The organism is Microlunatus kandeliicorticis, assembly GCF_014137855.1.
GTDB classification, from domain to species: Bacteria; Actinomycetota; Actinomycetes; order Propionibacteriales; family Propionibacteriaceae; genus Microlunatus; species Microlunatus kandeliicorticis.
Genome location: NZ_JACGWT010000004.1, coordinates 39,129 through 59,715, shown reverse-complemented (window position 1 = coordinate 59,715; position 20,587 = coordinate 39,129). Strand labels below are relative to the sequence as shown.

Here is a 20,587-nt window from a genome sequence, read left to right as displayed (position 1 = left end):
GGACGGTAGGCAGCCCGCCCGGGCCCTGGCCAGGGGGCGCGGTGAAGGTTTACCGCCCGCACACCGACTCCTCAGCCTGCCGCCGGACCGGCTGCCGGCCGGGCCGTCTTCGGTCGCTCCGTACGCTCGGCGCGTGGACCAGACCGCGTTCGAGGCCGACGTCGCGACCCTGGTGGCCACCGACCCCGATCTGGCCCGGGTGGTCGACGAGCACGGGGTCCCGCCGCTCTGGCGCCGGCCGACCGGCTATCCGAGCCTGGTGCTGTTCATCCTCGAGCAGCAGGTCTCGCTGGCCTCCGCCGCCGCGGCCTACCGGCGGATCAAGGACCGCCTCGGCACCATGACGCCGACCGCGATGCTGGCCACCACCCCCGAGGAGCTGCGGCTCGACGGCGTCTCCCGGCAGAAGGACCGTTACCTGCGGGCGCTGTCCACCGCGGTGCTCGACGGCAGCCTCGACCTCGACGCGCTCGAGCAGGTCGACGACGACGAGGTGCGGAGCCGGCTCACCGCGCTGCCGGGGATCGGCCGCTGGACCGCCGACGTCTACCTGCTGGCCTGCCTGTGCCGGCCCGACCTGTGGCCGGTCGGCGACCGGGCGCTGCAGGTCGCGGTGGCCGAGGCGCTCGCGCTGGAGGCCGTGCCGACCCAGCCCGAGCTCGAGCCGATCGGCGACCGCTGGCGTCCGCTGCGGTCGACCGCCGCCCGGGTGCTGTGGCACGGCTACCTGGGCCGGCGGAACCGGGTCGAGACCCCGAACGACCTGTTCGGCTGAGCCGGTGCGCACCCCCGACTGGCGGCTGATCGTCCGCACCGACTTCGACGAAGCCGACCTGCCGGCCGGACCGCTCTGGCAGACCGGCACCCGGCCGGAGGACGCCGGGCTGTTCCCGGCCGGCAACCCCTGGGCGGCAGTGCTCAAGGGCAAGGCGGACGGTCCGATCGGGAACGGCGACCTCGGCCACTACGCCTGCGCCGCGACCCATGCGGTCCGTGACTCCTGGCTCCGCATCCGCAACCACCGTGCCGACGACGGCCGGTGGCTGTCCGGTTCGGTCAAGCCGGTGCTGCCGGGACCGAACGCGGTCGACCGCACCTTCCTCCGGGTCCGGTTCCGGGCCCGGCTGACCGGCGACCCGCACGCCGGCGCGGTCGCGACGCTGATCAACCCGCGGACCTGGGACGGCCGCCCGGCCGGCGTCCCGAACGGCGGGGAGGTCTGCTTCCCCGAGATCCGCCCGGGTGGCGGGCACCAGGGCTTCTTCCACCCGGCCCGGCTGGGCATCGACCCGCGGACGTCGCGTCGGCTGCCGCTGCCCGGCGCGGTGGGCGAGCCGCACGTCTACGACCTGGCCTGGACCTCCGACGCGGTCCGCGGGCTGGTCGACGACGTCGAGGCGTTCCGGCTCACCGAGGACGTCCCGCAGACCGCGCTGGGCTGGGTGATCCAGACCGGCTGGCCGCAGGAGCCCGAGCGGGCCGACGCCGAAGCGGTGTTCGCCGTGGACTGGATCGAGGTCTACGACCTCGGCTGACCGCCGCCGTCCATTGCGGACCAGCTCGCGGCCGGCGACGGGGTCAGTCGTCGTCGCCCGCGGTCCGGACCCCGACCACCCCGTCGAGCTCGGCCAGCCGGAGCGTCAGGTCGGTGGTGGGCCCGCGCCCGGAGAGGGTGAGCTCGACCTCGACCAGCGGTCGGTCGCCCGGCGCCCGGTCGGCGCGGGCCGGGACGGTGTCCAGCCGGGTCAGGGACCAGCCCTGGCCGGTGCAGGCGGCGACCACGTCGCGGAGCACGCCGCGGCCGTCGAGGTAGGTGCAGACCAGCTCGGCCACCTCGCGGCGCCCGCGGGTCAGCACGCTGACCGCCGGGGTCAGCGCGTAGAGCACCAGGAAGTAGCCGGCCGTGCAGGCGACGGCGATCAGCGGCAGGCCGGCGGCCGCCGCGGCGGCGATCGCCGCGACCAGCCAGACGGTGGCCGCGGTGGTCAGACCGCGGACGGCGTCGCGGCGGACGAAGATCAGACCGGCGCCGAGGAAACCGAGCCCGGAGACGATCTGTGCGGCCACCCGGGACGGGTCGAGCACGACCCGACCCGGCTCGAGCACGTCGGTGAAGCCGTACTTGCTGATCAGCAGGAACGCGGCGGCGCCGAGGCCGACCACGGTGTGGGTGCGCAGACCGGCCGGCTTGTGCCGCAGCTGGCGCTCCAGCCCGACCAGCGCGGACAACAGCAGCGCCAGTCCGAGTTCGACGAGCTGCCGCCCGCCCTGCCCGTACGCATCGCCCCAGTGGAACACCGGTCCCATCCTGCCCGGCTCCCCTGCCGTGGTCGCCGGCGGCTGGGGATCCGCTCAGCTCGGCCGCTCAGCGGCAGCGCCGTTCCCAGTCGAGCCGCGACGCCAGCCGGCGGGCGAGCGCGTCCATCCCGGTGACGTGCGCGTCGTCGCCGTCGGTCTGTCTGCGCACCGGGCCGGCGTCGGTGCTGATCGCCACCGCCCAGCCGTCGACGAGTCCGACCTGCCGGGTGGCGGTGTCAGCCCGCAGCCAGCCGCCTTTGAACGCCGTCGCCCCGATCCGGCCGAGTCCCCAGCGGTGCTCGGGCACGGGGCGCAGCTGGTCGAGCAGCCACCGGCTCGCCGTCGGCGAGACCACCCGGCCGGCGTCGAGGGCGGCGGCGAACCGGACCTGTTCGCGCAGACTCCACCGCATCAGCCCCTGGTAGCGGTCCGGCGCGACGGTCTCCCGGTCCCCGACCGACCGGAGCACCCGCGTGATCACCGTCCCCGGCCGACCGACTATCCGGGCCCGGACCGCGACGACCGCGTCCTCGTCGGACCGGGTGAGGGCGGCCCGGATCAGCCGCCGGTCCGCGGCCGGGATCCGTCCGGGGTCGCCGCCGACCCGGCTCTGCAGGTACCCGGCCACCACCAGCACCTTCGACGTCGACCACGCCCGCTCGTCGCCGACCCGACCGGCGGTCCGCACCCGGTCGGGACGGTCGAGCCGGGCAAAGGCCCACGCCTGGTGGTCCGGGTCCGCCACCGTCGGGGCCGGCCCGCAGCGATCCGCCGTCGGCCTTGTTCCCGACGGAGATCTCGACGGAGACCCCGTGGCCGGGGGTGCCGAGGACGTCGTCGAGGAAGCCACCGAGCTCGAGGAGGACCGGACCGCGGTCGGACTCGCCCCCGTTTCGCTCGGACCGGTCTCCGAAGGGCTGGTCCCGGGTCCGGCCGCGCAACCGCCGGCGAGCACCGCGGCGGCCAGCAGACCCGCCAGACCGGCAACCGGCCAAGTGGCCGACGCCCTCACCGGGCGTCGCGGACGAACCGCTGACCTGGCCACGGACCCTCCCCTCCCGGTCAATCGACGGCTGCTGATCATGAACCGGCTGGGAACAGGGTAAGAACTCCCCGAGACCGTCCGGCACGCGTGTCGACAGCTTGCCCGGACCCTCCCCTTGGCCGAAACTGAGCGCGATGCAGGGGGCATCACGGGGTACCGGGGGACTACGACGTCCAGGCTCCAGCCCGAAAGACCACGATGACTCTGCTGATGTTCCCGACCTCGGCGACCGAGGCGCAGGCTCCGACCGTTCCGTCGCTCGACGCCGAGGCGTTCGTCGCCGGCACGCTCACCGACTACACCGCGGACGGTGCCCCGGGAGCGACCTGGTTCGCCCGGCACCCGGTCCGCACCGCCCGGCTGGTCCGCGAACTGCACCGGCTGCCCGTGCTCGAGGCGCGTCCCGGCCGCAGCTCCGGCGGCCGCGTGCTCCGCGCCGTCCTCCGACGCCCGCTCGGACCGTCACGAGCCCTCGGTCACCGCTCGGTGCTGGAGCTGCCGACCACGATCGGCGGATACCTCGAAGGCCGCGCGCGCCACACGCTGCGACGCAAGATCCGCCAGGCCGAGCAGCTCGGTCTGGGCTGGCGGGTGGTCCGTGACCTCGGCGAACGCCGCCGGCTGCTGGTCGCGGCGGCGGTGCGGGACCGGGCCACCGGCGGCACCGGGGACCTCGGTGAGCTCAACGAGCACGACCTCTGGCTGGCCGCCTACAACCGGTTCGGGACGCCGGTGCTGCTCGCGGTGCTCGCGGTGGACGGCCCGTGGGCGGTGCTGCACCACTGCCGCACCCTGGGCGACGGGCCCGAGCACGGACTGGCGCGCTACCTGATCATGAAGCCGGTGGTCGAGCAGCTGCTCGACCGCGGTGCGCAGTTCCTGGTCGACCCGGTGCCACCCGCGACGCTCGGCAACGGCGCCCGCAACTTCCGCCGGATGCTCGGCTTCGCCCCCCGGCGGGTGCGGGTCCGCTGACCGCAACGGACCGGGTCCTCTGCTCAGGACACGCAGGCGGCGATGGTCCGCGAGATCGACCGGTTGAGCAGGTCGACCACGTCCCCGACGTGTCGCCCCGGTGCGTCGTTCCACGCCGTCAGCACCCGCAGGTGGTGACGCCGGTCGGCCGGTGACCAGACGTGCCCGGCGGGCCAGCCGGTGTGGCCGGCGCGTTCGTGCACCGACTCGTACAGCGCGTCGGTGGCCTGCCAGACGTCCTCGTGGGTGTGCGCGGTGTCCTGGTCGTCGGCCAGCAGCAGCATGGTGCCGACCAGGCAGGCCGCGCCGGCCCCACCCGGCCGGGCCAGCAGCGCCCGCACCTCGCCGAGCCCGGCCGTCGTCGAGCTCCCGGATCGGGTCGAGGCCATCCAGCCGCCGGCGACCCAGCCGGTCTCGCCGATCCGGTGCCGGGTCGCCTCGAGCAGGTCGAGCACGCGCTCCTGCCGGTGCACCCGCCAGGCCTGCGGGTCCAGCCGGGAGGGCGGCGTCTGGTAGTCGGGGGCGGGCCGGGTGGTCAGCTGCCGCCACCGGCGCCGGACCGCGGCGACCAGGTCGGCGAGCAGGTCGGGGCCGGCGACGCCGGTGCTGTGCTGATCGGTCATCGACCACCTCCTGCCGGGCGGCGCGGCGGCCGGCTCCGACCCGGTCAGCGTACGCCCGGCCCGGGTGGGGCGGAGGTCTCTCGGACGACCGCCGGCGCCCCTAGGGTTCGTCCGGTGATGCACCTCCGCCTGATCGCGCCGGACGACGTCTCCGGCAGTCTGCGCGACCGGCTCGTCGACGACCCGTGCGTGACCAACGTGGTGTTCCTGCCCGGCACGGCGCTGTCCCCGGCCGGCGACGTCCTCCACTGCGACGTGACCCGCGAGGCGGTGGCCGACGTCCTCGACCTGGTCCGCGGCGCCGGGCTCTACGAGCGCGGCGCGGTCGCGCTGTCCACGGTCGACGCCGCCCCGTCGGCCAACGCCGCCCGGACTGAGCGCTCCGCGCCCGGCGCGCCCGACGACGCGCTGGTCTGGGACCAGGTGCTCGACCAGGCCAACGGCGAGGTCCGCGGCTCGTGGTCGTACTACGTGTTCCTCACCCTGGCCACCCTGATCGCCTCGGTGGCGGTGATCACCGACTCCTCGGTGCTGGTGGTCGGTGCGATGGTGGTCGGGCCGGAGTTCGCCGCGGTCTCGGCGCTCGCCCTCGGCGTGGTGCTGCTCGACCTGCGCCTGAGCGGCCGGGCGCTGCGCCTGCTGGTCCAGGGCTTCGCCGTCGCGGTGCTGGTCGCGGCCGCTCTCGCGCTGCTCGGGCGGGTCACCGGGGTGATCACCCTCGAGGACGTGACCGGGCCGCGTCCGTTGACCGGGTTCATCTGGCGACCCGACCTGTGGTCGGCGGTGGTGGCCCTGCTGGCCGGGACGGCCGGCGTGCTGTCGCAGACCGCCGGCAAGACCAACGCGCTGGTCGGGGTGTTCATCTCGGTCACCACCGTCCCCGCGGCCGGCGACCTGGCGCTGTCGCTCGCCTTCGGCCAGCCCACCCAGCTGGCCGGGTCGGCGGCCCAGCTCGGGATCAACCTGGTCGGGATGCTGGTCGCCGGCGTCCTCACCCTGCTCGTCCAGCGCGCCCTGTGGGCCACCGTCCGGAAGCGCCGGCGGGCCGCCCAGCGCGGTGCGACCGGCACCGGCTGACCTCACGGTCAGGTCTCGGCCGGCTCTCGATCCGGTCCCGATCGGCGGCGGTTCCGCGTCGTCCCTGCGGACGTCAGTGCCGGCCCGTAGCATCGCCGGCACTCCCCCCGCTCGCAGCAGACCCACAGGACCGCCATGCCTCGCCGCACCCTGCCCCTCTCGTCCCGCCGGAGGACGGCCGCGCCGTCGACGGCGGGGCCGTCGCCCGCCTCGCCGCGCCCGACCGGCCCGGTGCGCCGGGCCGGTCGGGGCGCGCTGGTGCTGGCCGCGGCGGTGCTGCTCGGTCTCGGCGGGCCGGTGCTGCAGGCCCCGGCGGCCCCACCGCCCCCGCCGAAGTCGCTGCCCGGGCACCGGCACCAGCGACCGGCGTACGACCGGACGTCGCTGCTCGAGGCCCGCCGGGTCGACCGGGTGCCGGCACCGAAGCTGGCCTGGTACGGCTGCGGCGGCGACCTGCGCTGCGCGACCGCGAAGCTGCCGATGGACTACGACCAGCCCCGCGGGGCCACGACCGAGCTGGCGCTGGTGAAGCTGCCGGCCCGGAAGCCGTCCAAGCGGATCGGCACGCTGTTCCTCAACCCGGGCGGGCCGGGAGGCTCGGCCACCGAACTGGTCTCCGACGCGGCCGGCTTCCTCGACCCCTCGCTCCTCGACGCCTTCGACATCGTCGGCATCGACCCGCGCGGGGTCGGCTACAGCGACCAGGTGCGCTGCTTCGCCGACGCCCGCACCCAGGCGCCGTCGCTCAAGGTGCTGCAGAGCACCCCGTTCCCGTACGGGGCGACGCAGGAGAAGAGCTACCTGGCCGCCAGCGCCCAGCTCGCCCGCGGCTGCAGCACGACCGGTGAGCCGCTGTCGGCGTCGATGTCGACCGCCGAGGTGGCCCGCGACATGGACGTGCTGCGGCGCAGCGTCGGGGACAGCAAGCTCAACTACCTCGGCTTCTCCTACGGCACCTACCTCGGCGAGGTCTACGCCAACCTGTTCCCGGACCGGATCCGGACGATGGTGCTCGACGGGACCATCGACCCCGAGGCCTGGGTGGGTCGCGGCTCGAACCGGCTGATCGACGAGCGGCTCGGCTCGGCCGCCGGCTCCTGGCGGGCGCTGCAGGAGATCCTGCGCCGCTGCGACAAGGTCGGGCCGCGCTACTGCCTCTACGCGGCCGGTGACCCGGTGAAGAACCTGGCCGCGCTCGCCGACCGGCTGAAGAAGAAGCCGCTGGTGCAGACCGACCCGTTCAGCGGCGACACCTACACGCTGCACTACGCCGACCTGGTCGGGAACCTCAGCCAGCTGCTCTACTCGCCGACCGCACCCGACGACGTCACCCAGGTGCTGTCCGACACCACCGAGCTGGCGAACGAGCAGGACCGTCCGGCCGCCCGGCGCACCGGCGCCGAGCAGGCTGAGCTGCAGGCGGCCAGCGCCCGGCTCGCCGCCACCCTGCGCACCCTCGACGCGCTCCGCACGCGGCAGGCGAGCACCCCCGGGCAGCGCCGGGCCTTCCCCTACGACAACAGCCTCGACGCGTACAACGCGGTGCTCTGCACCGACGCCCAGCACCCCACCTCGCCGCAGACCTGGGTCCGGGCCGGTGCCGCCGACGACAAGACCTCGCCCTACTTCGGCCGGCTCTGGGACTGGGCCTCGGCGGCCTGTGCCCGTTCGACCTGGACGGCCACCGACGAGGACGCCTACCGCGGGCCGTTCACCAAGCGCACCGCCAACACCGTGCTGATCGTCGGTGCCGACTGGGACCCGGCCACGCCGTACCGCGGGGCGAAGGCCGCCGCCGCGCTGATGCCGACCTCCCGGCTGCTCAGCGCCGACAACTGGGGCCACACCTCCTACGGGTTCTCCACCTGCGCCAGCGACAAGATCGACACCTACCTGCTGACCCGGCAGCTACCCCGTCGTGGGCTGGTCTGCCACACGGCCTACCGGCCGTTCAGCCAGCCGGTGCTCTCCGGGCAGGCGCGCACCGCCCGCAGCGGGCTGTCGTGGCAGGGTGTCCGGCTCGACCCGCTGGCCGAGGCGCTGATCCGCGCCAACGGCGTCCGCTGAGAGCCCGGTGAGAGCGGCCGGGCGGCTGCTCAGGGCATTCCGACCCTGAACGAAACCCGGCCGATCCTCACCCGGCGCTGGGCGAACCGTGACCCAACCGAGTCCGTCCGGGGTGGGCAGCCGCCGGTCCGGTTGAGAGACTGCGGGTGGGTCGACTCCCCCCGTCCGCCCGGCTCCGCGTCGACGCGCGCCGCTCGCCCCTCCCGCTGCCCCGAGGTCCGCGCCGACGTCCGGCTCCCTCCGCTCCGACCACAGATCGAGGTTCCCGCATGCGCGTCCCGTCACGCCTGCGCCCGTCCCCCCACCTCCTCGCCACCGGGCTGCTCGCCACCGGGCTGCTCGCCGGCAGCCTGCTGGCCCCGTCCCCGGTCGCCTCGGCCACCCCCGGTGCGGGCGCTGCGGCTGCGGGCGCTGCGGCGTCGGCGACGCGCGCCGCCACCGCCGCCACCGCCGCCACCAAGCCGAAGCCGGCGAAGACCTCGGCCACCGAGGCGCGCCGGCTCTCCCGGGTGAAGACCCCGAAGCTCGGCTGGACCCGCTGCCCGTCCTCCTACCGGGACAGCCGGCTGCGGTGCAGCTGGCTGACGGTGCCGCTCGACTACGACAAGCCGACCGGCGCCAAGCTGAAGGTGCGGCTGCTCAAGAACCCGGCCACCGACCGCGCCCACCGGATCGGCTCGCTGTTCGTGAACCCGGGCGGACCGGGCGGTTCCGCGGTCGAGCTGGCCGCCGAGGCGTCCTCGATGTTCTCGCCCGCGCTGCGTCGCCAGTTCGACATCGTCGGCATGGACCCGCGCGGCACCAACGCCAGCAGCCCGCTGCGCTGCTTCTCCAGCACGGCGGCACAGACCAGTGCGCTGAGCGGATTCGCCGTCGGCTTCCCGGTCACCGCGGCCGAGCAGAAGGCCCACCTCCGGTCCGCCGCCGCGCTGGCCAGGGCCTGCGCGAACCGTGGCCGCGCCACCGCGTCGGCGATGTCGACCGCCGAGGTCGCCCGCGACATGGAGCTCGCCCGCCGCGCGGTCAAGGACAGCAAGCTCAACTATCTCGGCTTCTCCTACGGCACCTACCTCGGCGAGGTCTACGCCAACCTGTTCCCGGACCGCTTCCGGGTGCTGGCCATCGACGGGGTGATCGACCCGACCACCTGGGCCGGCACCTCGGCCAACCGGAACACCCCGCTGACCGCCCGGCTGCGCTCCGCCGAGGGCAGCTGGAAGGCGCTCAAGGAGCTGATGCGCCGCTGCGACGCGGCCGGCCCGACCCGGTGCGACCTGGCCGGCGGCACCCGGACGGCGCAGCAGAAGTTCGCGCTGCTGGCCGACCGACTGCGCGCGCACCCGCTGCAGACCACCGACGGGACGATCAGCTACGCGCTGTGGATCAGCTACGTCGGTCAGGAGCTCTACGACTCCACCGCCGGGCCGCAGCTGATGACCACCACCGCGCAGCTGCTGGCGGCCACCGACAGCAGCGCCGCACGGTCGGCGTCCACCGCCGCGCTCCAGCGCGCGCTGGCCCGCACCCTGCACGAGGCCCGCCAGATCCGCGGCCTCGGCTACGACGACAGCCAGGAGTCCTACTCCGGCGTCCAGTGCAGCGACGGTCTGGAGCCGTCCTCGCCGTCGGCGTGGGCCGGCGCCGCCCGCAAGGCCGACGCCGCCGCCCCGTACTTCGGCGCCTCCTGGACCTGGGCCTCGGCGCCGTGCGCGACCGCGACCTGGAAGGCCCACGACGAGGACGCCTACCGCGGACCGTTCACCAAGCGGACGGCCGCGACCATCCTGGTGGTCGGCAACACCTGGGACCCGGCCACCAACTACGCGAACGCCCAGCGCGTCGACACCCTGATGCCGAACACCCGACTGCTCTCCAGCCGGTCCTGGGGCCACACCGCCTACGGGACCTCCTCCTGCGTCACCCGCGCGGTCGACCGCTACCTGCTGACCCGCAAGCTGCCGGCCTACGGCACCACCTGCACCGGCGCCTACCAGCCGTTCGCCGGTTCGGCGTCGAGCCGGACCGCGGCCACCCTGCAGAAGAGCATCGCTGCCGACGCGGCCGCGGGGCCGCTCGGCTGAGCCCGCCCCCACCGGGCGGGTCACCGGCTCCGGAGACGACGCAGGGCACCGTGGAGAACCACGGTGCCCTGCGCGTTGCCGGCGGTCGGTGCGGCGGTCGCCTCTCGGCGAGGTGCGCAACGCGGTACCGGTCTACCGGTGTGGTCCGCGAAGGCGTTGGTTGAGGCCCGGGGACACTGTCCCGCACCGACCGACCAGCACAACCGCGACCCGAGGACCGCTATTCCGGGTCCCGTCGGATCTTTTCCGGACTGCTCCGTGGGGCCCGACCGGAACCGGCCGGAGCCCGGATCGGGGGCCGCCCGGCGCGCAGATCCTCCGGGACGGCCGGACGCGCCTCTACCGTGGACGTCATGGCCGACCGGACCCCGCACCACGGACTGCGGTCGCGGCTGGCCCGGGTCGTCCCGGCGCCGGTCCGCCGGGTCGGGGCGACGGTGGGCCGGATGGCCGCAGCCACCTTCACGGTCTGCTTCCGCTACCGGGTGACCGGGCTCGCCGCGGAGGCTGCCTTCTTCGCGATCCTGTCGCTGCCGCCGCTGATCTTCGGCCTGGCCGGCGCGATCGGCTTCGTGGCCAGCCAGTTCCGCAGCGCCGATGTCGCCGGCTTCCAGACCCAGATCCTCTCGCTGGCCTCCCGGGTGCTCAACCCGAGCACCGTCGAGGCCGTCCTCGCGCCGACGCTGTCCGACGTCCTCACCTCGGGCCGCTACTCGGTGATCTCCATCGGCTTCGTGCTGGCCCTGTGGTCGGGCTCGCGCGCGCTCAACGTCTTCTTCGACACCATCACGATCATGTACGGCCAGGGCGGCGTCCGGAACCTGGTCCGGACCCGGGCGCTCTCGTTCGTCTCGTACGTGATCTTCCTGCTGCTCGGGGTGGTGCTGGTGCCGCTGGTGCTGGCCGGTCCCTCGCTCGTGGCCCGGCTGCTGCCACGCCGGCTCGAGCCGATCGGGCTCCTCTACTGGCCGGTGATGGTGCTCGGCTCGGTGCTGTTCCTGATCGCGCTCTACCGGATCGCCGTCCCGGCCCGGACCCGGTGGCGCGGTCACCTGCCCGGCGCCGCGCTGTCGCTGGCCATCTGGGTGGGCGGCAGCGTGCTGCTCCGCTACGTGCTGGGGATCAGCTCGGGCAGCACCACGATCTACGGCCCGCTGGCCGCCCCGATCGCCATCCTGATCTGGCTCTACGTGATGTCGCTGGCCGTGCTGATCGGGGCCGCGCTCAACTCCGCCGTGGCCACCCTGTGGCCCGCGGTCTTCGGCCACGGCGAGAGCCACGAGGTCGCGGACGCCGCCGGGACCGAGCGCGCCGGCGAGGATGCTGCAGGCGGCGCCGAACCGGCCGGGACCTCCGGCCCGGACCCGGAGGCGGCTGCCGCGATCGAGCGCCTCCGCGCCACCGACCGGGCGGTGGCCGCCGCCGACAGCCCGCTCGAGGCCCGGCTGGCGGCCGGGCTCGCCGCCGTTCCCGACACCCGCGCGTCGGACCGGCGTCCAAAAGACGAGACCTGATCTCATATTCTGGGAAACCAACTTGATCGGGCGGGACGTCTGGCCAAAGGTGAGGTCATGCGCACCGCCCCGACCTGGGAGATGACCTGGCTCTCGCCGGATCATCAGGTCGTCCGGCGTTACGTCGACTTCGGTCGTACCAAGTCGATGATGTGTCCTCTTTCCCGCTCGTACCGCTGACGCACCCGGGCCCCTGCGCGAATCGGAACCCTCGCGTCGCGCCGAGCCCGCACCCCGCCCGGACCGCACCCGAAGAGGACCGATGACCGTCGCAGACTCCCGCCCGACCCGCCCTGCCCGCGCCGGCTCCCCGCGCCGCGCCAAGGGCGAGGGCCAGTGGGCGCTCGGGTACCGCGAGCCGCTCAACCCCAACGAGCAGGCCAAGAAGGACGACGACGCGCTGCACGTCCGGAGCCGGATCGAGAACATCTACGCGGTCCGCGGCTTCGCCAGCATCGACCCCTCCGACCTGCGCAACCGGTTCCGCTGGATGGGTCTCTACACCCAGCGCCGGCCCGGGATCGACGGCGGCAAGACCGCCACCCTCGAGCCGCACGAGCTCGACGACAGCCACTTCATGCTCCGGGTGCGGATCGACGGCGGGGCGCTCACCACCGAGCAGCTGCGGGTGGTCGGGCAGATCAGCATCGACTTCGCCCGCGGCACCGCCGACGTCACCGACCGGCAGAACGTCCAGCTGCACTGGATCCGGATCGAGGACGTGCCGGAGATCTGGCGTCGGCTCGAATCGGTCGGGCTGTCGACGATGGAGGCCTGCGGCGACTGCCCGCGGGTCATCCTCGGCTCCCCGGTGGCCGGGATCGCGGCCGACGAGATCGTCGACGGCACCCCGGCGGTGCGGGAGATCGCCGAGCGCTACATCGGCAGCGAGGAGTTCTCCAACCTGCCGCGGAAGTTCAAGACCGCGATCAGCGGCCACCCCAGCCAGGACACCGTCCCGGAGATCAACGACGTCGCGTTCGTCGGCGTCGAGCACCCCGAGCACGGCCCGGGCTTCGACCTCTGGGTCGGCGGCGGGCTGTCGACCAACCCGATGCTCGCGCAGCGGCTGGGGGCCTGGGTGCCGCTCGACGAGGTCGCCGACGTCTGGGCCGGAGTGGTCCGGGTGTTCCGCGACTACGGCTACCGACGGCTCCGGACCAAGGCCCGGATCAAGTTCCTGGTCGCCGACTGGGGCCCGGAGAAGTTCCGCCGGGTGCTCGAGACCGAGTACCTGCACCGCCCGTTGGTCGACGGGCCGGCCCCGGCCACGCCGGTCGCCCCGGGCGACCACGTCGGGGTGAACCGGCAGCAGGACGGCAACTACTTCGTCGGCTTCAGCGCGGTGGCCGGCCGGGTCAGCGGCGAGAAGCTGGTCCGGCTCGCCGAGCTGGCCGAGGCGCACGGCTCGTCCCGGGTCCGGACCACGCCGATGCAGAAGCTGCTGGTGCTCGACGTCGCCGAGGACCGGGTGCAGCCGTTGATCGAGGCCGTCCGGACCGAGCTCGGCCTGACCGCCGACCCGACGGCCTGGCGCCGCTCGGTGCTGGCCTGCACCGGGATCGAGTTCTGCAAGCTGGCCATCGTCGAGACCAAGGGCCGCGCCGCGGCGCTGGTCGACGAGCTCGAGCAGCGACTCGGCAACCTCGACTCCCCCATCACCGTCAACCTCAACGGCTGCCCCAACTCGTGCGCCCGGATCCAGGTCGCCGACATCGGGCTCAAGGGCCAGCTGGTGCCCGGGCCGGACGGCCACCAGGTCGAGGGCTTCCAGGTCCACCTCGGCGGCGGGCTCGGCCTCGACGCCGGGTTCGGCCGCAAGCTGCGCGGCCACAAGGTGGTCGCCGACGACCTGCCCGACTACGTCGAGCGGCTGGCCAAGGCCTACCTGGCCGAGCGCACCGACGGCGAGCGGTTCGCCCAGTGGGTGGCCCGCGCCGACGAGACGGTGCTGGCGTGACCGGCAGCACGAGCAGCGGTCCGAGCCCGGTCCGGGCCGGCTCTAGGCACCAGGCGATCAGCTACTGCCCCTACTGCGCCGAGGAGACGCTCTTCCCGCTGGAGACGGGATGGGAATGCCGCAGCTGTCTGCGCGCGTTCTCCGTCACGTTCCTGGGTCTGACATCGGCAGACCCGTCCCCGAGGGAGAGCAGTCGATGACCGTGGACCACCTCCTCCGTCCGAGCCACCTCGCCGGGTTCGCGAACCCGTTCGGGCCGCGATCGGACAAACTGACCAGCCAGCCCTACTCGGTGCGGCGACCGGTCCGGCAGCGCAGCACCGACAAGCTCGAGACCATCGCGCGGGACGCCAACATGCGGCTGGCGCACGCGTCGGCCCAGGAGATCCTGGCCTGGGGCTTCGAGCAGTTCGGGTACCGGATGGCCGTCACCTCCTCGATGGCCGACACCGTGATGGTGCACCTGGCCGAGCAGGTGGCGCCGGGGATCGACGTGATCTTCCTCGACACCGGCTACCACTTCGCCGAGACCATCGGCACCCGCGACGCGGTCGAGGCGATGTTCGACGTCCACGTGGTCAACGTGACGCCCGAGCAGACGGTGGCACAGCAGGACGCCGCGCACGGCAAGGACCTGTTCGCCACCAACCCCGACCTGTGCTGCAAGCTGCGCAAGGTCGAGCCGCTCAACCGGGTGCTGGCGCCCTACGACGCCTGGGCCACCGGCGTCCGGCGGGCCGACAGCCGGTCCCGGGCGCGCACCCAGGTGGTGTCGTACAGCCCCAGCAAGAACATGATCAGGATCGCCCCGATCGCCGGCTGGAGCGACCAGGACGTGGCCGACTACATCGAGCGGCACGGCTTGATCATCAACCCGCTGCTCGAGGACGGCTACCCCTCGGTGGGCTGCGAGCCGTGCACCAGCCGTCCGGTCGGGGACGACCCGCGCAGCGGTCGGTGGGCCGGGCTGGGCAAGAGCGAGTGCGGGATCCAGCTGTGAGCGGTCAGGTCGCCGAGCGGGCGACGACCGGTACGCCGGTCGCCGGCCGCCGGCCCGGGGCCACCGTCTGGTTCACCGGGCTGCCGTCGGCCGGCAAGTCGACCATCGCCCACGCCCTGGCCGACCGGCTGCGCGCCGACGGGACCGACGTCCGGGTGCTCGACGGCGACGAGGTGCGCCCGCACCTCTCCCAGGGCCTCGGCTTCAGCCGCGCCGACCGCGACACCAACGTCCGGCGGATCGGCTGGGTCGCCCGGCTGCTCGCCGAGCACGGCGTGGTCACCCTGGTCCCGGTGATCGCGCCCTACGCCGCCGCCCGGGACGCCGTCCGCGCCGACCACCTCGACCACGGTGTCGCGTTCGCCGAGGTGCACGTCTCCACCCGGCTCGAGGTCACCGAGGCCCGCGACGTCAAGGGTCTGTACGCGAAGGCGCGCCGTGGCGAGCTCTCCGGCCTGACCGGGGTCGACGACCCCTACGAGGCGCCCGCCCGCCCCGAGCTGGTGCTGGACACCGAGCAGCTGGCCCTCGAGGACGCGGTCCGGCGCAGCCAGGCGCTGGTCGACGCGCTGGTCGACGGCACCCACCCGATCTCCACCTCGCCGGGATCCGATGCCCGGCGGTCCGAGTAGAACCGAGGACGCATCATGACTGCTCCTTCCCTCGTGCTCCTCTCCGCCGGCGGCGACGACGCCCGCGCGGCCGAGGTCAGCCGCCAGATCCGCGCCGGGCTCACCGAGCTGCGGCCCGACCTCGACGTCCACGTGGCCTACGTCGACTCGCCGGTCGGGATCGGCAGCACCACCCCGTCGCTGCTCACCGTGATCAACAAGCTGGTCCGGCGCCGGGTCACCGAGGTGGTCCTGGTGCCGCTGGCCCTCGGCGAGCGCGGCGTCGTCCAGGACGGTCTGCCGCAGCTGCTCACCGCGGCCCGCGCCGCCCACCCGTCGCTCCGGCTGATCGCCGCCCGCCCGCTCGGGCCGGACCCGGCCCTGCTCGGGGTCCTCGACCGCCGGCTCCGCGACGCGCTCCGGGTCCGCCGGGTCAGCGAGCTCGACGCGCTGGTCTTCGCCTCCGCCGGCGGCAGCAACATCCGCAGCAACGCCCTCGTCGCCCGCCGCGCCCGGCAGTGGGCCGGCCACCACAAGCTCCCCTGCGTGACCGCGTTCGCGCACGACAGCGGGCCGAGCCCCGCCGAGGCGATCCGCACCCTGCGCGCGCAGGGCCGCCGGCACATCGCGGTCGGCAGCTGGTTCCTGTCGCACGACGAGGACTACCGCCGGATCGCCGAGCTGGCGCGCGAACACGGCGCCGTCGCGGTCTCCGACCCGCTCGGGGCCGGCGAGGAGGTCACCTCCGCCGCGCTGACCCGCTTCGTCGTCGCCGCGATCGAGCTGGTCGACCTCGAGCCGCTGATCGCCGACGAGCCCGCGCCGGTCCGCCACCTCACCGTCGTCGGCGCCTGACCCGGTCCGCGCGCCAGAACGTGCGCTGAGCCTGACCCGCAACGCGCGCTGAGCTCGTCGAAGCGCCCTCGATGCGCTTCGACGGGTTCAGCGCGCGTCGTCTCGTCTCAGCGCGCGTCGGGGTGGCTCAGAGCAACCGCGAGCGTTCGGTCTCGACGTCGAAGTCGGCCGGCGGCCACTGCAGGTGGAGCGCCTCGAGGTGCTCGAGCAACAGCGCGGCGACCGCCCAGTTGCGGTACCACTTGCGGTCGGCCGGGACGAGGTGCCAGGGCGCGCCGGTGGTGTTGCACTGCTCCAGCGCGTCCTCGTAGGCCCGCAGGTAGCTCGGCCAGAGCGCCCGTTCGTCGACGTCGCCCGGGTTGTACTTCCAGTACTTGCTCGGGTCGTCGAGCCGGGCCAGCAGCCGCTGCCGCTGCTCGTCGGCGGAGATGTGCAGATAGCACTTGAGCACCGTCGTCCCGGCCGCGGCCAGCTCCGCCTCGAACGCGTTAATCTGCTCGTAGCGAGCGGACCATTCGCTCTCGGGGACCAACTCGTGCACCCGGACGATCAGCACGTCCTCGTAGTGCGAGCGGTCGAAGATCCCGATGGTGCCGGGTGCGGGCGTCCGGCGTCGGATCCGCCAGAGGAAGTCGTGCCGCTTCTCGGCGCGGGTCGGCGCCTTGAACGCGCTGATCTGGACGCCCTGCGGGTCGACCAGCCCGATGGCGTGCCGAATCACCCCGCCCTTGCCCGAGGTGTCCATCCCCTGCAGCACCACTAGCACGCTCGGCACCGGCGGCCCGTCCACCCCGGTGCCGGCCCGGCCGGCCGCGAACAGCCGCTCCTGCAGGTCGTCGAGCCGCGGAGCCAGCGCCGCGGTCGCGGCGGGCGCCTGCTTCTTCCCGCCCACGAAGCCCGGCGTCGCGCGCGGGTCGTACCGGCCGAGGTCGACCGGACCCTGCGGCAGCCGGAGCAGGTCGGAGAGCCGGGTCGGGTCGGCGGCGTTCTTCGGGGTCTTGGCCATGCGTCATTCTCGCCGGTCCGGGCTCCGGGTGGGCGGCGGCCCGGCGCAGGTCAGCGCCCTGGGCCGCCTGCCTAGGCTGTGGCCGTGCCGAGCGAGCAGCAGCGCCCCGACCTCGACGACCCGATCGTCGCCGACTTCGTCCGGGACGGGTCGGTGGCCCCGGGTACGACCCTCGGACCGGACGAGCTCGAGACCCTCTACGACCACCCGGCCCCGGCCCGCGGGTGGCTGCGGACCAACTTCGTGGCCAGTCTGGACGGCTCGGCGGTCGGCGACGACGGCCGCTCCGGCACCATCAACACCCCCTCGGACCGGCAGGTCTTCGCGGCGCTCCGCGCCCACGCCGACGTGGTGCTGGTCGGTGCAGCCACGGTCCGCACCGAGGGCTACCGGGCCATCACCCTCGAGCCGTGGCAGGTGGACCTGCGCCGGCGGCTCGGCCTGGCGTCCTATCCGCGGCTCGCGGTGATCACCTCCAGCCTCGACCTGGACCCGGAGCTGGCCGACGCCGGCGCGCCCGCCGGGCCGGTCACCGTGCTCACCACCGAGGGGCAGGACCCGGACGCGCTGGCCCGGTTCCGCGACCACGGCGTCGACGTCACCGAGTTCCCCGGCGAGCACGTCGGAGTGACCGAGGCGGTCGCGCACCTGGTCGGGACCGCCGGACCGCGGCTGCTCTGCGAGGGCGGCGCCGGGCTGCACCGACGGCTGATCGACGCCGGCCTGGTGGACGACCTCTGCCTCACCATCGCCTCCCGGCTGGTCGGGGGCGACGGTGGCCGGATCGTCACCGGCGGGCCGCTGCAGCCCAACCCGGTGGCCGAGCTGGCCCACCTGCTGCACGCCGACGACGGCTCGCTGTTCACCCGCTACCTGATCCCCCGCTGACCGGTCAGCCGCCGCGGTGGGGACGTCCGTCGTCGTCGAGCTCCGGCTCGTAGGTGACCAGCGCGCGGTTGCGCTTGAGCAGCTCGCGCCCGACCCGGTCGCCGGTCCGGCGGTCGATGACGTCGCGCCAGATCTCGTTGTGCCGGTACCAGCGGCCGTCGACCCGGTCGAAGCCCTCGCCGACCGCGTAGACCGAATAGGAGTGCGGCACCGGTGCCGCGGCGCGGAGCTCGCCCTCGAGGTAGCGCTCGCCGACGCGGGTCCGGAGCTGGAAGGTCACGTCGGTGTCGTTGCGGAACCGCAGGTCGACGTAGTTGTAGTAGACCGCGCAGCCGACGCCCCACGGCAGCACCCGACCCTGGTCGGGGAACGGGTCGAAGGAGTGCTCGGACCGCTCGGTGACGGTGAGCGGGCTGTGCAGCACCATCCAGTGCAGCAGGTTGGCCAGCTGGCAGATCCCGCCGCCGACGCCCGCGGTGGCCCGGCCGTTGTCGAGCAGCATGCCCTCGACGTACCCCTTGCGCGCCGTCGCCTTGCCCACCGTCCGGCAGAACGAGAACTCCTCGCCGGGCCGGATCAGCAGTCCGTCGACCGCGGCGGCGGCGATCCGCAGGTTCGTCACCTTGTTGTGCTGCAGCCGCATCTCGGAGTCGCCGAGGGTGCGGAGCAGCAGCGACTTGTGCCGCAACACCCGGACCGGCAGGTCCTCGGCGCCCCGGGACCGGGCCAGCACGGTCGCGCCGCGCAGGTCCTGACGGAGCCAGACCGCCCGGCGGCGCAGCCGGTGCACCTCGACGGCCAGCGGATAGAGCGCCGGGAACCGTTCGGCCCAGCGGCGGCGCACCCGCGGCCGGTCGGTCGCAGACGCCTCGGCCTGCGTGCGGCTGGTCAGTGTGGACATCCGTACCCCCGTCCGGATGGGCCTCGGACCCCATCCCCCTGACTAGATGCGGCCCGACACCGAGAAGTTGCCGACCATCCTGGCCTGCTCCGGCCCGCCGCACGCGAGAACGGGGGTGATCCGCACCGATGTCGGTGCGGATCACCCCCGTTGTCGTCCCTGGGTGGGTCGGCCGTGGCTCAGAGCCGGGCGATCAGCCGCTCCCGGACGAACCGGCGGCCGTCGTGGATCCGCGCCTTGACGGTGCCGAGCGGCGCGGCGGTCTGCTCGGCGATCTCGGCGTAGCTCAGCCCGCTCAGATCGCGGAGCACGACCGGGTCGACCAGCTCGGGGTGCTGGCGCTGGAGCTCCTCGAGCGCGTCGAGCAGGTCGAGCCTCGAACCGGCGATCACGCTGGTCGTCCGCGGGTCGACCGGCTCGGGCAGTTCGTCGCTGGACCGCTCGTTGAAGCGGCGGCGCAGCGACCGGTAGGTCCCCCGGGCGCTGTTGGAGGCGATCACGCTGACCCAGCCGAGGAAGCTGCCGCGGCCGGCCCAGCTGCCGAGGTTGCGGGCCAGCGACAGCAGCGCGTCCTGCGCCGCCTCCTCGGCGTCGGCGCGGTGCGGCAGCACCGCCGAGCACCGGCGCTGGACGAGCGGGGTGACGGCCGCCAGCAGCCGGTCCATCGCGTCGGCGTCGCCCTCGAGGGCGCGTCGGCGCCACTCCAGCAGCTCGGACTCCTGCTCGGCGGACACGGTCGTCTCCCTCTCCTCAGACCAGCCGCTGACCGGCCACGGTCAGCACCGCGGCGATGTCGGTGGTCCCGCCGGGCTGGGTGTTGTCGGGGTCGCTGTCGGGCGAGCTCATGGTCAGGTAGGCGATCCGGTCCTGGGCCCGGACGATGCCGATGATCCCGCGTCCGCCGTCCGAGGAGGTGGTGTTCCACCACTGGACGTTGTCCACGCCGTCGGCCTCGACCGTGCGAGAGGACTCGCTGACCGCCAGCTTCGGTTCGTAGGCCGAGTCGGCGCAGTTGGCCACCAGGTTGACCAGCTGGCTGTACTCGCGCTGCGCGGCCGACTCGCTGGAGAAGCGTGCGACCAGCTCGATGGCGCCGGTGTGGCTGCTGGCGTACCGCGCCGCGTACCCCTCGACCACCCCGGTGTCGCCGGTGGTGATCTCGGCGCACGGGGTGATCGCCCCGCCCGGCAGGCCGGCGTACCGCTTGTACATCTCGGCGGACTTCCAGCCGTTCGCGGTCAGGTTGGCGGGCTGCAGCAGCGCCCGCTCGGTGAAGGCCGGCGTGCTGTCGTCCGAGGGCTCGGCCGAGGCGCTCGGGCTCGGGGTCGTCGCGGTGGGCGTCGCCGTCGGCGTGGGGCCGGTGGATCGTCGCGGCTTCGGGGAGGCGCTCGCGCGGGCCGTTCCGCTCGTGCCCGGGCTCGCGTCCGCCGCCTCGGCGCCGGTCCCGGCCAGACCGAGCGGGTCGGGACGCCAGGCGTGCAGGCCGATCCCGGTCGCGCCACCGGCCAGCACGGCCGCGAGCACGGCGGCGACCACTGCCCCGCGTTCCACCCGCTGCCTCCTCGTCCCGTCGTGCACGACCGTCCGGCGCGCCCACGCTATCGGCGGGCGGCACCCGCGTCCTCGCCCCGGGAGCGGATACCGTTTCCTCCCGGAGGTGGACGCCCGCACCTCCGCCGTCAGGTC

19 protein-coding genes are annotated in these 20,587 nt (G+C 74.2%); 12 read left to right on the top strand and 7 right to left on the bottom strand.

Annotated features, from left to right (window positions below):
* The first annotated feature begins 133 nt into the window (after window positions 1-133).
* Together FHX74_RS12565 and FHX74_RS12560 are read left to right on the top strand one after the other, a co-directional pair.
* Window positions 134-775: a DNA-3-methyladenine glycosylase family protein gene (locus FHX74_RS12565; RefSeq protein ID WP_182560543.1), complete on the top strand. Its 642-nt coding sequence runs from the start codon at window positions 134-136 to the stop codon at window positions 773-775.
* A gap of 4 nt (window positions 776-779) precedes the next feature.
* Window positions 780-1,535 (top strand): glycoside hydrolase family 16 protein, encoded by a 756-nt coding sequence (locus tag FHX74_RS12560; RefSeq protein ID WP_182560542.1) that lies wholly within the window; start codon window positions 780-782, stop codon window positions 1,533-1,535.
* A 43-nt stretch (window positions 1,536-1,578) separates the two neighbouring features.
* On the opposite strand, the gene FHX74_RS12555 is transcribed toward FHX74_RS12560, so the two are convergent.
* Window positions 1,579-2,307, bottom strand: coding sequence for an MgtC/SapB family protein (locus FHX74_RS12555; protein WP_182560541.1), 729 nt, complete (start codon window positions 2,305-2,307; stop codon window positions 1,579-1,581).
* A 58-nt stretch (window positions 2,308-2,365) separates the two neighbouring features.
* Window positions 2,366-3,043: a serine hydrolase gene (locus FHX74_RS12550; protein ID WP_182560540.1), complete on the bottom strand. Its 678-nt coding sequence runs from the start codon at window positions 3,041-3,043 to the stop codon at window positions 2,366-2,368.
* A gap of 498 nt (window positions 3,044-3,541) precedes the next feature.
* On the opposite strand from FHX74_RS12550, the gene FHX74_RS12545 reads away from it, so the two are divergent.
* Window positions 3,542-4,318, top strand: coding sequence for a hypothetical protein (locus tag FHX74_RS12545; RefSeq protein WP_182560539.1), 777 nt, complete (start codon window positions 3,542-3,544; stop codon window positions 4,316-4,318).
* Window positions 4,319-4,341: 23 nt separating this feature from the next.
* On the opposite strand, the gene FHX74_RS12540 is transcribed toward FHX74_RS12545, so the two are convergent.
* Window positions 4,342-4,941 (bottom strand): DUF6197 family protein, encoded by a 600-nt coding sequence (locus tag FHX74_RS12540; RefSeq protein WP_182560538.1) that lies wholly within the window; start codon window positions 4,939-4,941, stop codon window positions 4,342-4,344.
* 117 nt (window positions 4,942-5,058) lie between these two features.
* On the opposite strand from FHX74_RS12540, the gene FHX74_RS12535 reads away from it, so the two are divergent.
* The 8 genes from FHX74_RS12535 to FHX74_RS12500 all read left to right on the top strand — a co-directional run bounded on the left by FHX74_RS12535 (window position 5,059) and on the right by FHX74_RS12500 (window position 16,106).
* On the top strand, window positions 5,059-6,018 hold the full coding sequence (locus tag FHX74_RS12535; protein ID WP_182560906.1) for a DUF389 domain-containing protein: 960 nt from the start codon (window positions 5,059-5,061) through the stop codon (window positions 6,016-6,018).
* Between the two features lie 135 nt (window positions 6,019-6,153).
* Window positions 6,154-8,085, top strand: coding sequence for an alpha/beta hydrolase (locus FHX74_RS12530; RefSeq protein ID WP_182560537.1), 1,932 nt, complete (start codon window positions 6,154-6,156; stop codon window positions 8,083-8,085).
* A 269-nt stretch (window positions 8,086-8,354) separates the two neighbouring features.
* Window positions 8,355-10,166, top strand: a complete 1,812-nt coding sequence (locus tag FHX74_RS12525; RefSeq protein WP_182560536.1) for an alpha/beta hydrolase — start codon at window positions 8,355-8,357, stop codon at window positions 10,164-10,166.
* Between the two features lie 353 nt (window positions 10,167-10,519).
* Window positions 10,520-11,680 carry a YihY/virulence factor BrkB family protein gene (locus tag FHX74_RS12520; protein ID WP_220483903.1) on the top strand — a complete coding sequence of 387 codons (1,161 nt, stop codon included), beginning with the start codon at window positions 10,520-10,522 and terminating at the stop codon, window positions 11,678-11,680.
* 262 nt (window positions 11,681-11,942) lie between these two features.
* Window positions 11,943-13,640 carry a nitrite/sulfite reductase gene (locus tag FHX74_RS12515; RefSeq protein WP_182560535.1) on the top strand — a complete coding sequence of 566 codons (1,698 nt, stop codon included), beginning with the start codon at window positions 11,943-11,945 and terminating at the stop codon, window positions 13,638-13,640.
* Window positions 13,641-13,836: 196 nt separating this feature from the next.
* On the top strand, window positions 13,837-14,640 hold the full coding sequence (locus FHX74_RS12510; RefSeq protein ID WP_182560534.1) for a phosphoadenylyl-sulfate reductase: 804 nt from the start codon (window positions 13,837-13,839) through the stop codon (window positions 14,638-14,640).
* A complete protein-coding gene (gene cysC, locus FHX74_RS12505) occupies window positions 14,637-15,272 on the top strand; it encodes an adenylyl-sulfate kinase (protein WP_182560533.1) in 636 nt (211 codons plus the stop codon). Before FHX74_RS12510 ends, cysC begins: the two co-directional genes overlap by 4 nt.
* Window positions 15,273-15,287: 15 nt before the next feature.
* Window positions 15,288-16,106, top strand: a complete 819-nt coding sequence (locus FHX74_RS12500) for a sirohydrochlorin chelatase (RefSeq protein ID WP_182560532.1) — start codon at window positions 15,288-15,290, stop codon at window positions 16,104-16,106.
* 127 nt (window positions 16,107-16,233) lie between these two features.
* Here the strand turns inward: FHX74_RS12500 and FHX74_RS12495 are convergent, their stop codons facing one another.
* Window positions 16,234-17,112, bottom strand: coding sequence for a PPK2 family polyphosphate kinase (locus tag FHX74_RS12495; protein ID WP_182560531.1), 879 nt, complete (start codon window positions 17,110-17,112; stop codon window positions 16,234-16,236).
* Window positions 17,113-17,196: 84 nt separating this feature from the next.
* On the opposite strand from FHX74_RS12495, the gene FHX74_RS12490 reads away from it, so the two are divergent.
* Window positions 17,197-18,000, top strand: coding sequence for a dihydrofolate reductase family protein (locus tag FHX74_RS12490; RefSeq protein ID WP_182560530.1), 804 nt, complete (start codon window positions 17,197-17,199; stop codon window positions 17,998-18,000).
* A 4-nt stretch (window positions 18,001-18,004) separates the two neighbouring features.
* On the opposite strand, the gene FHX74_RS12485 is transcribed toward FHX74_RS12490, so the two are convergent.
* From FHX74_RS12485 to FHX74_RS12475, 3 genes are all read right to left on the bottom strand, one after another.
* Window positions 18,005-18,901 carry a VanW family protein gene (locus FHX74_RS12485; RefSeq protein ID WP_182560529.1) on the bottom strand — a complete coding sequence of 299 codons (897 nt, stop codon included), beginning with the start codon at window positions 18,899-18,901 and terminating at the stop codon, window positions 18,005-18,007.
* A gap of 179 nt (window positions 18,902-19,080) precedes the next feature.
* Complete coding sequence (locus tag FHX74_RS12480; RefSeq protein WP_182560528.1) at window positions 19,081-19,635, bottom strand: RNA polymerase sigma factor; 555 nt, start codon at window positions 19,633-19,635, stop codon at window positions 19,081-19,083.
* A 16-nt stretch (window positions 19,636-19,651) separates the two neighbouring features.
* Window positions 19,652-20,452, bottom strand: coding sequence for a hypothetical protein (locus FHX74_RS12475; RefSeq protein WP_182560527.1), 801 nt, complete (start codon window positions 20,450-20,452; stop codon window positions 19,652-19,654).
* Between the last annotated feature and the right edge of the window lie 135 nt (window positions 20,453-20,587).

Excerpts from the sequence above, each read along its gene's own strand:
- FHX74_RS12555 (WP_182560541.1), bottom strand. The coding sequence starts at position 2,307 with ATGGGACCGGTGTTCCACTGGGGCGATGCGTACGGGCAGGGCGGGCGG.
- FHX74_RS12545 (WP_182560539.1), top strand. The coding sequence starts at position 3,542 with ATGACTCTGCTGATGTTCCCGACCTCGGCGACCGAGGCGCAGGCTCCG.
- FHX74_RS12540 (WP_182560538.1), bottom strand. The coding sequence starts at position 4,941 with ATGACCGATCAGCACAGCACCGGCGTCGCCGGCCCCGACCTGCTCGCC.
- FHX74_RS12535 (WP_182560906.1), top strand. The coding sequence starts at position 5,059 with ATGCACCTCCGCCTGATCGCGCCGGACGACGTCTCCGGCAGTCTGCGC.
- FHX74_RS12530 (WP_182560537.1), top strand. The coding sequence starts at position 6,154 with ATGCCTCGCCGCACCCTGCCCCTCTCGTCCCGCCGGAGGACGGCCGCG.
- FHX74_RS12525 (WP_182560536.1), top strand. The coding sequence starts at position 8,355 with ATGCGCGTCCCGTCACGCCTGCGCCCGTCCCCCCACCTCCTCGCCACC.
- FHX74_RS12520 (WP_220483903.1), top strand. The coding sequence starts at position 10,520 with ATGGCCGACCGGACCCCGCACCACGGACTGCGGTCGCGGCTGGCCCGG.
- FHX74_RS12515 (WP_182560535.1), top strand. The coding sequence starts at position 11,943 with ATGACCGTCGCAGACTCCCGCCCGACCCGCCCTGCCCGCGCCGGCTCC.
- FHX74_RS12510 (WP_182560534.1), top strand. The coding sequence starts at position 13,837 with ATGACCGTGGACCACCTCCTCCGTCCGAGCCACCTCGCCGGGTTCGCG.
- FHX74_RS12500 (WP_182560532.1), top strand. The coding sequence starts at position 15,288 with ATGACTGCTCCTTCCCTCGTGCTCCTCTCCGCCGGCGGCGACGACGCC.
- FHX74_RS12495 (WP_182560531.1), bottom strand. The coding sequence starts at position 17,112 with ATGGCCAAGACCCCGAAGAACGCCGCCGACCCGACCCGGCTCTCCGAC.
- FHX74_RS12485 (WP_182560529.1), bottom strand. The coding sequence starts at position 18,901 with ATGTCCACACTGACCAGCCGCACGCAGGCCGAGGCGTCTGCGACCGAC.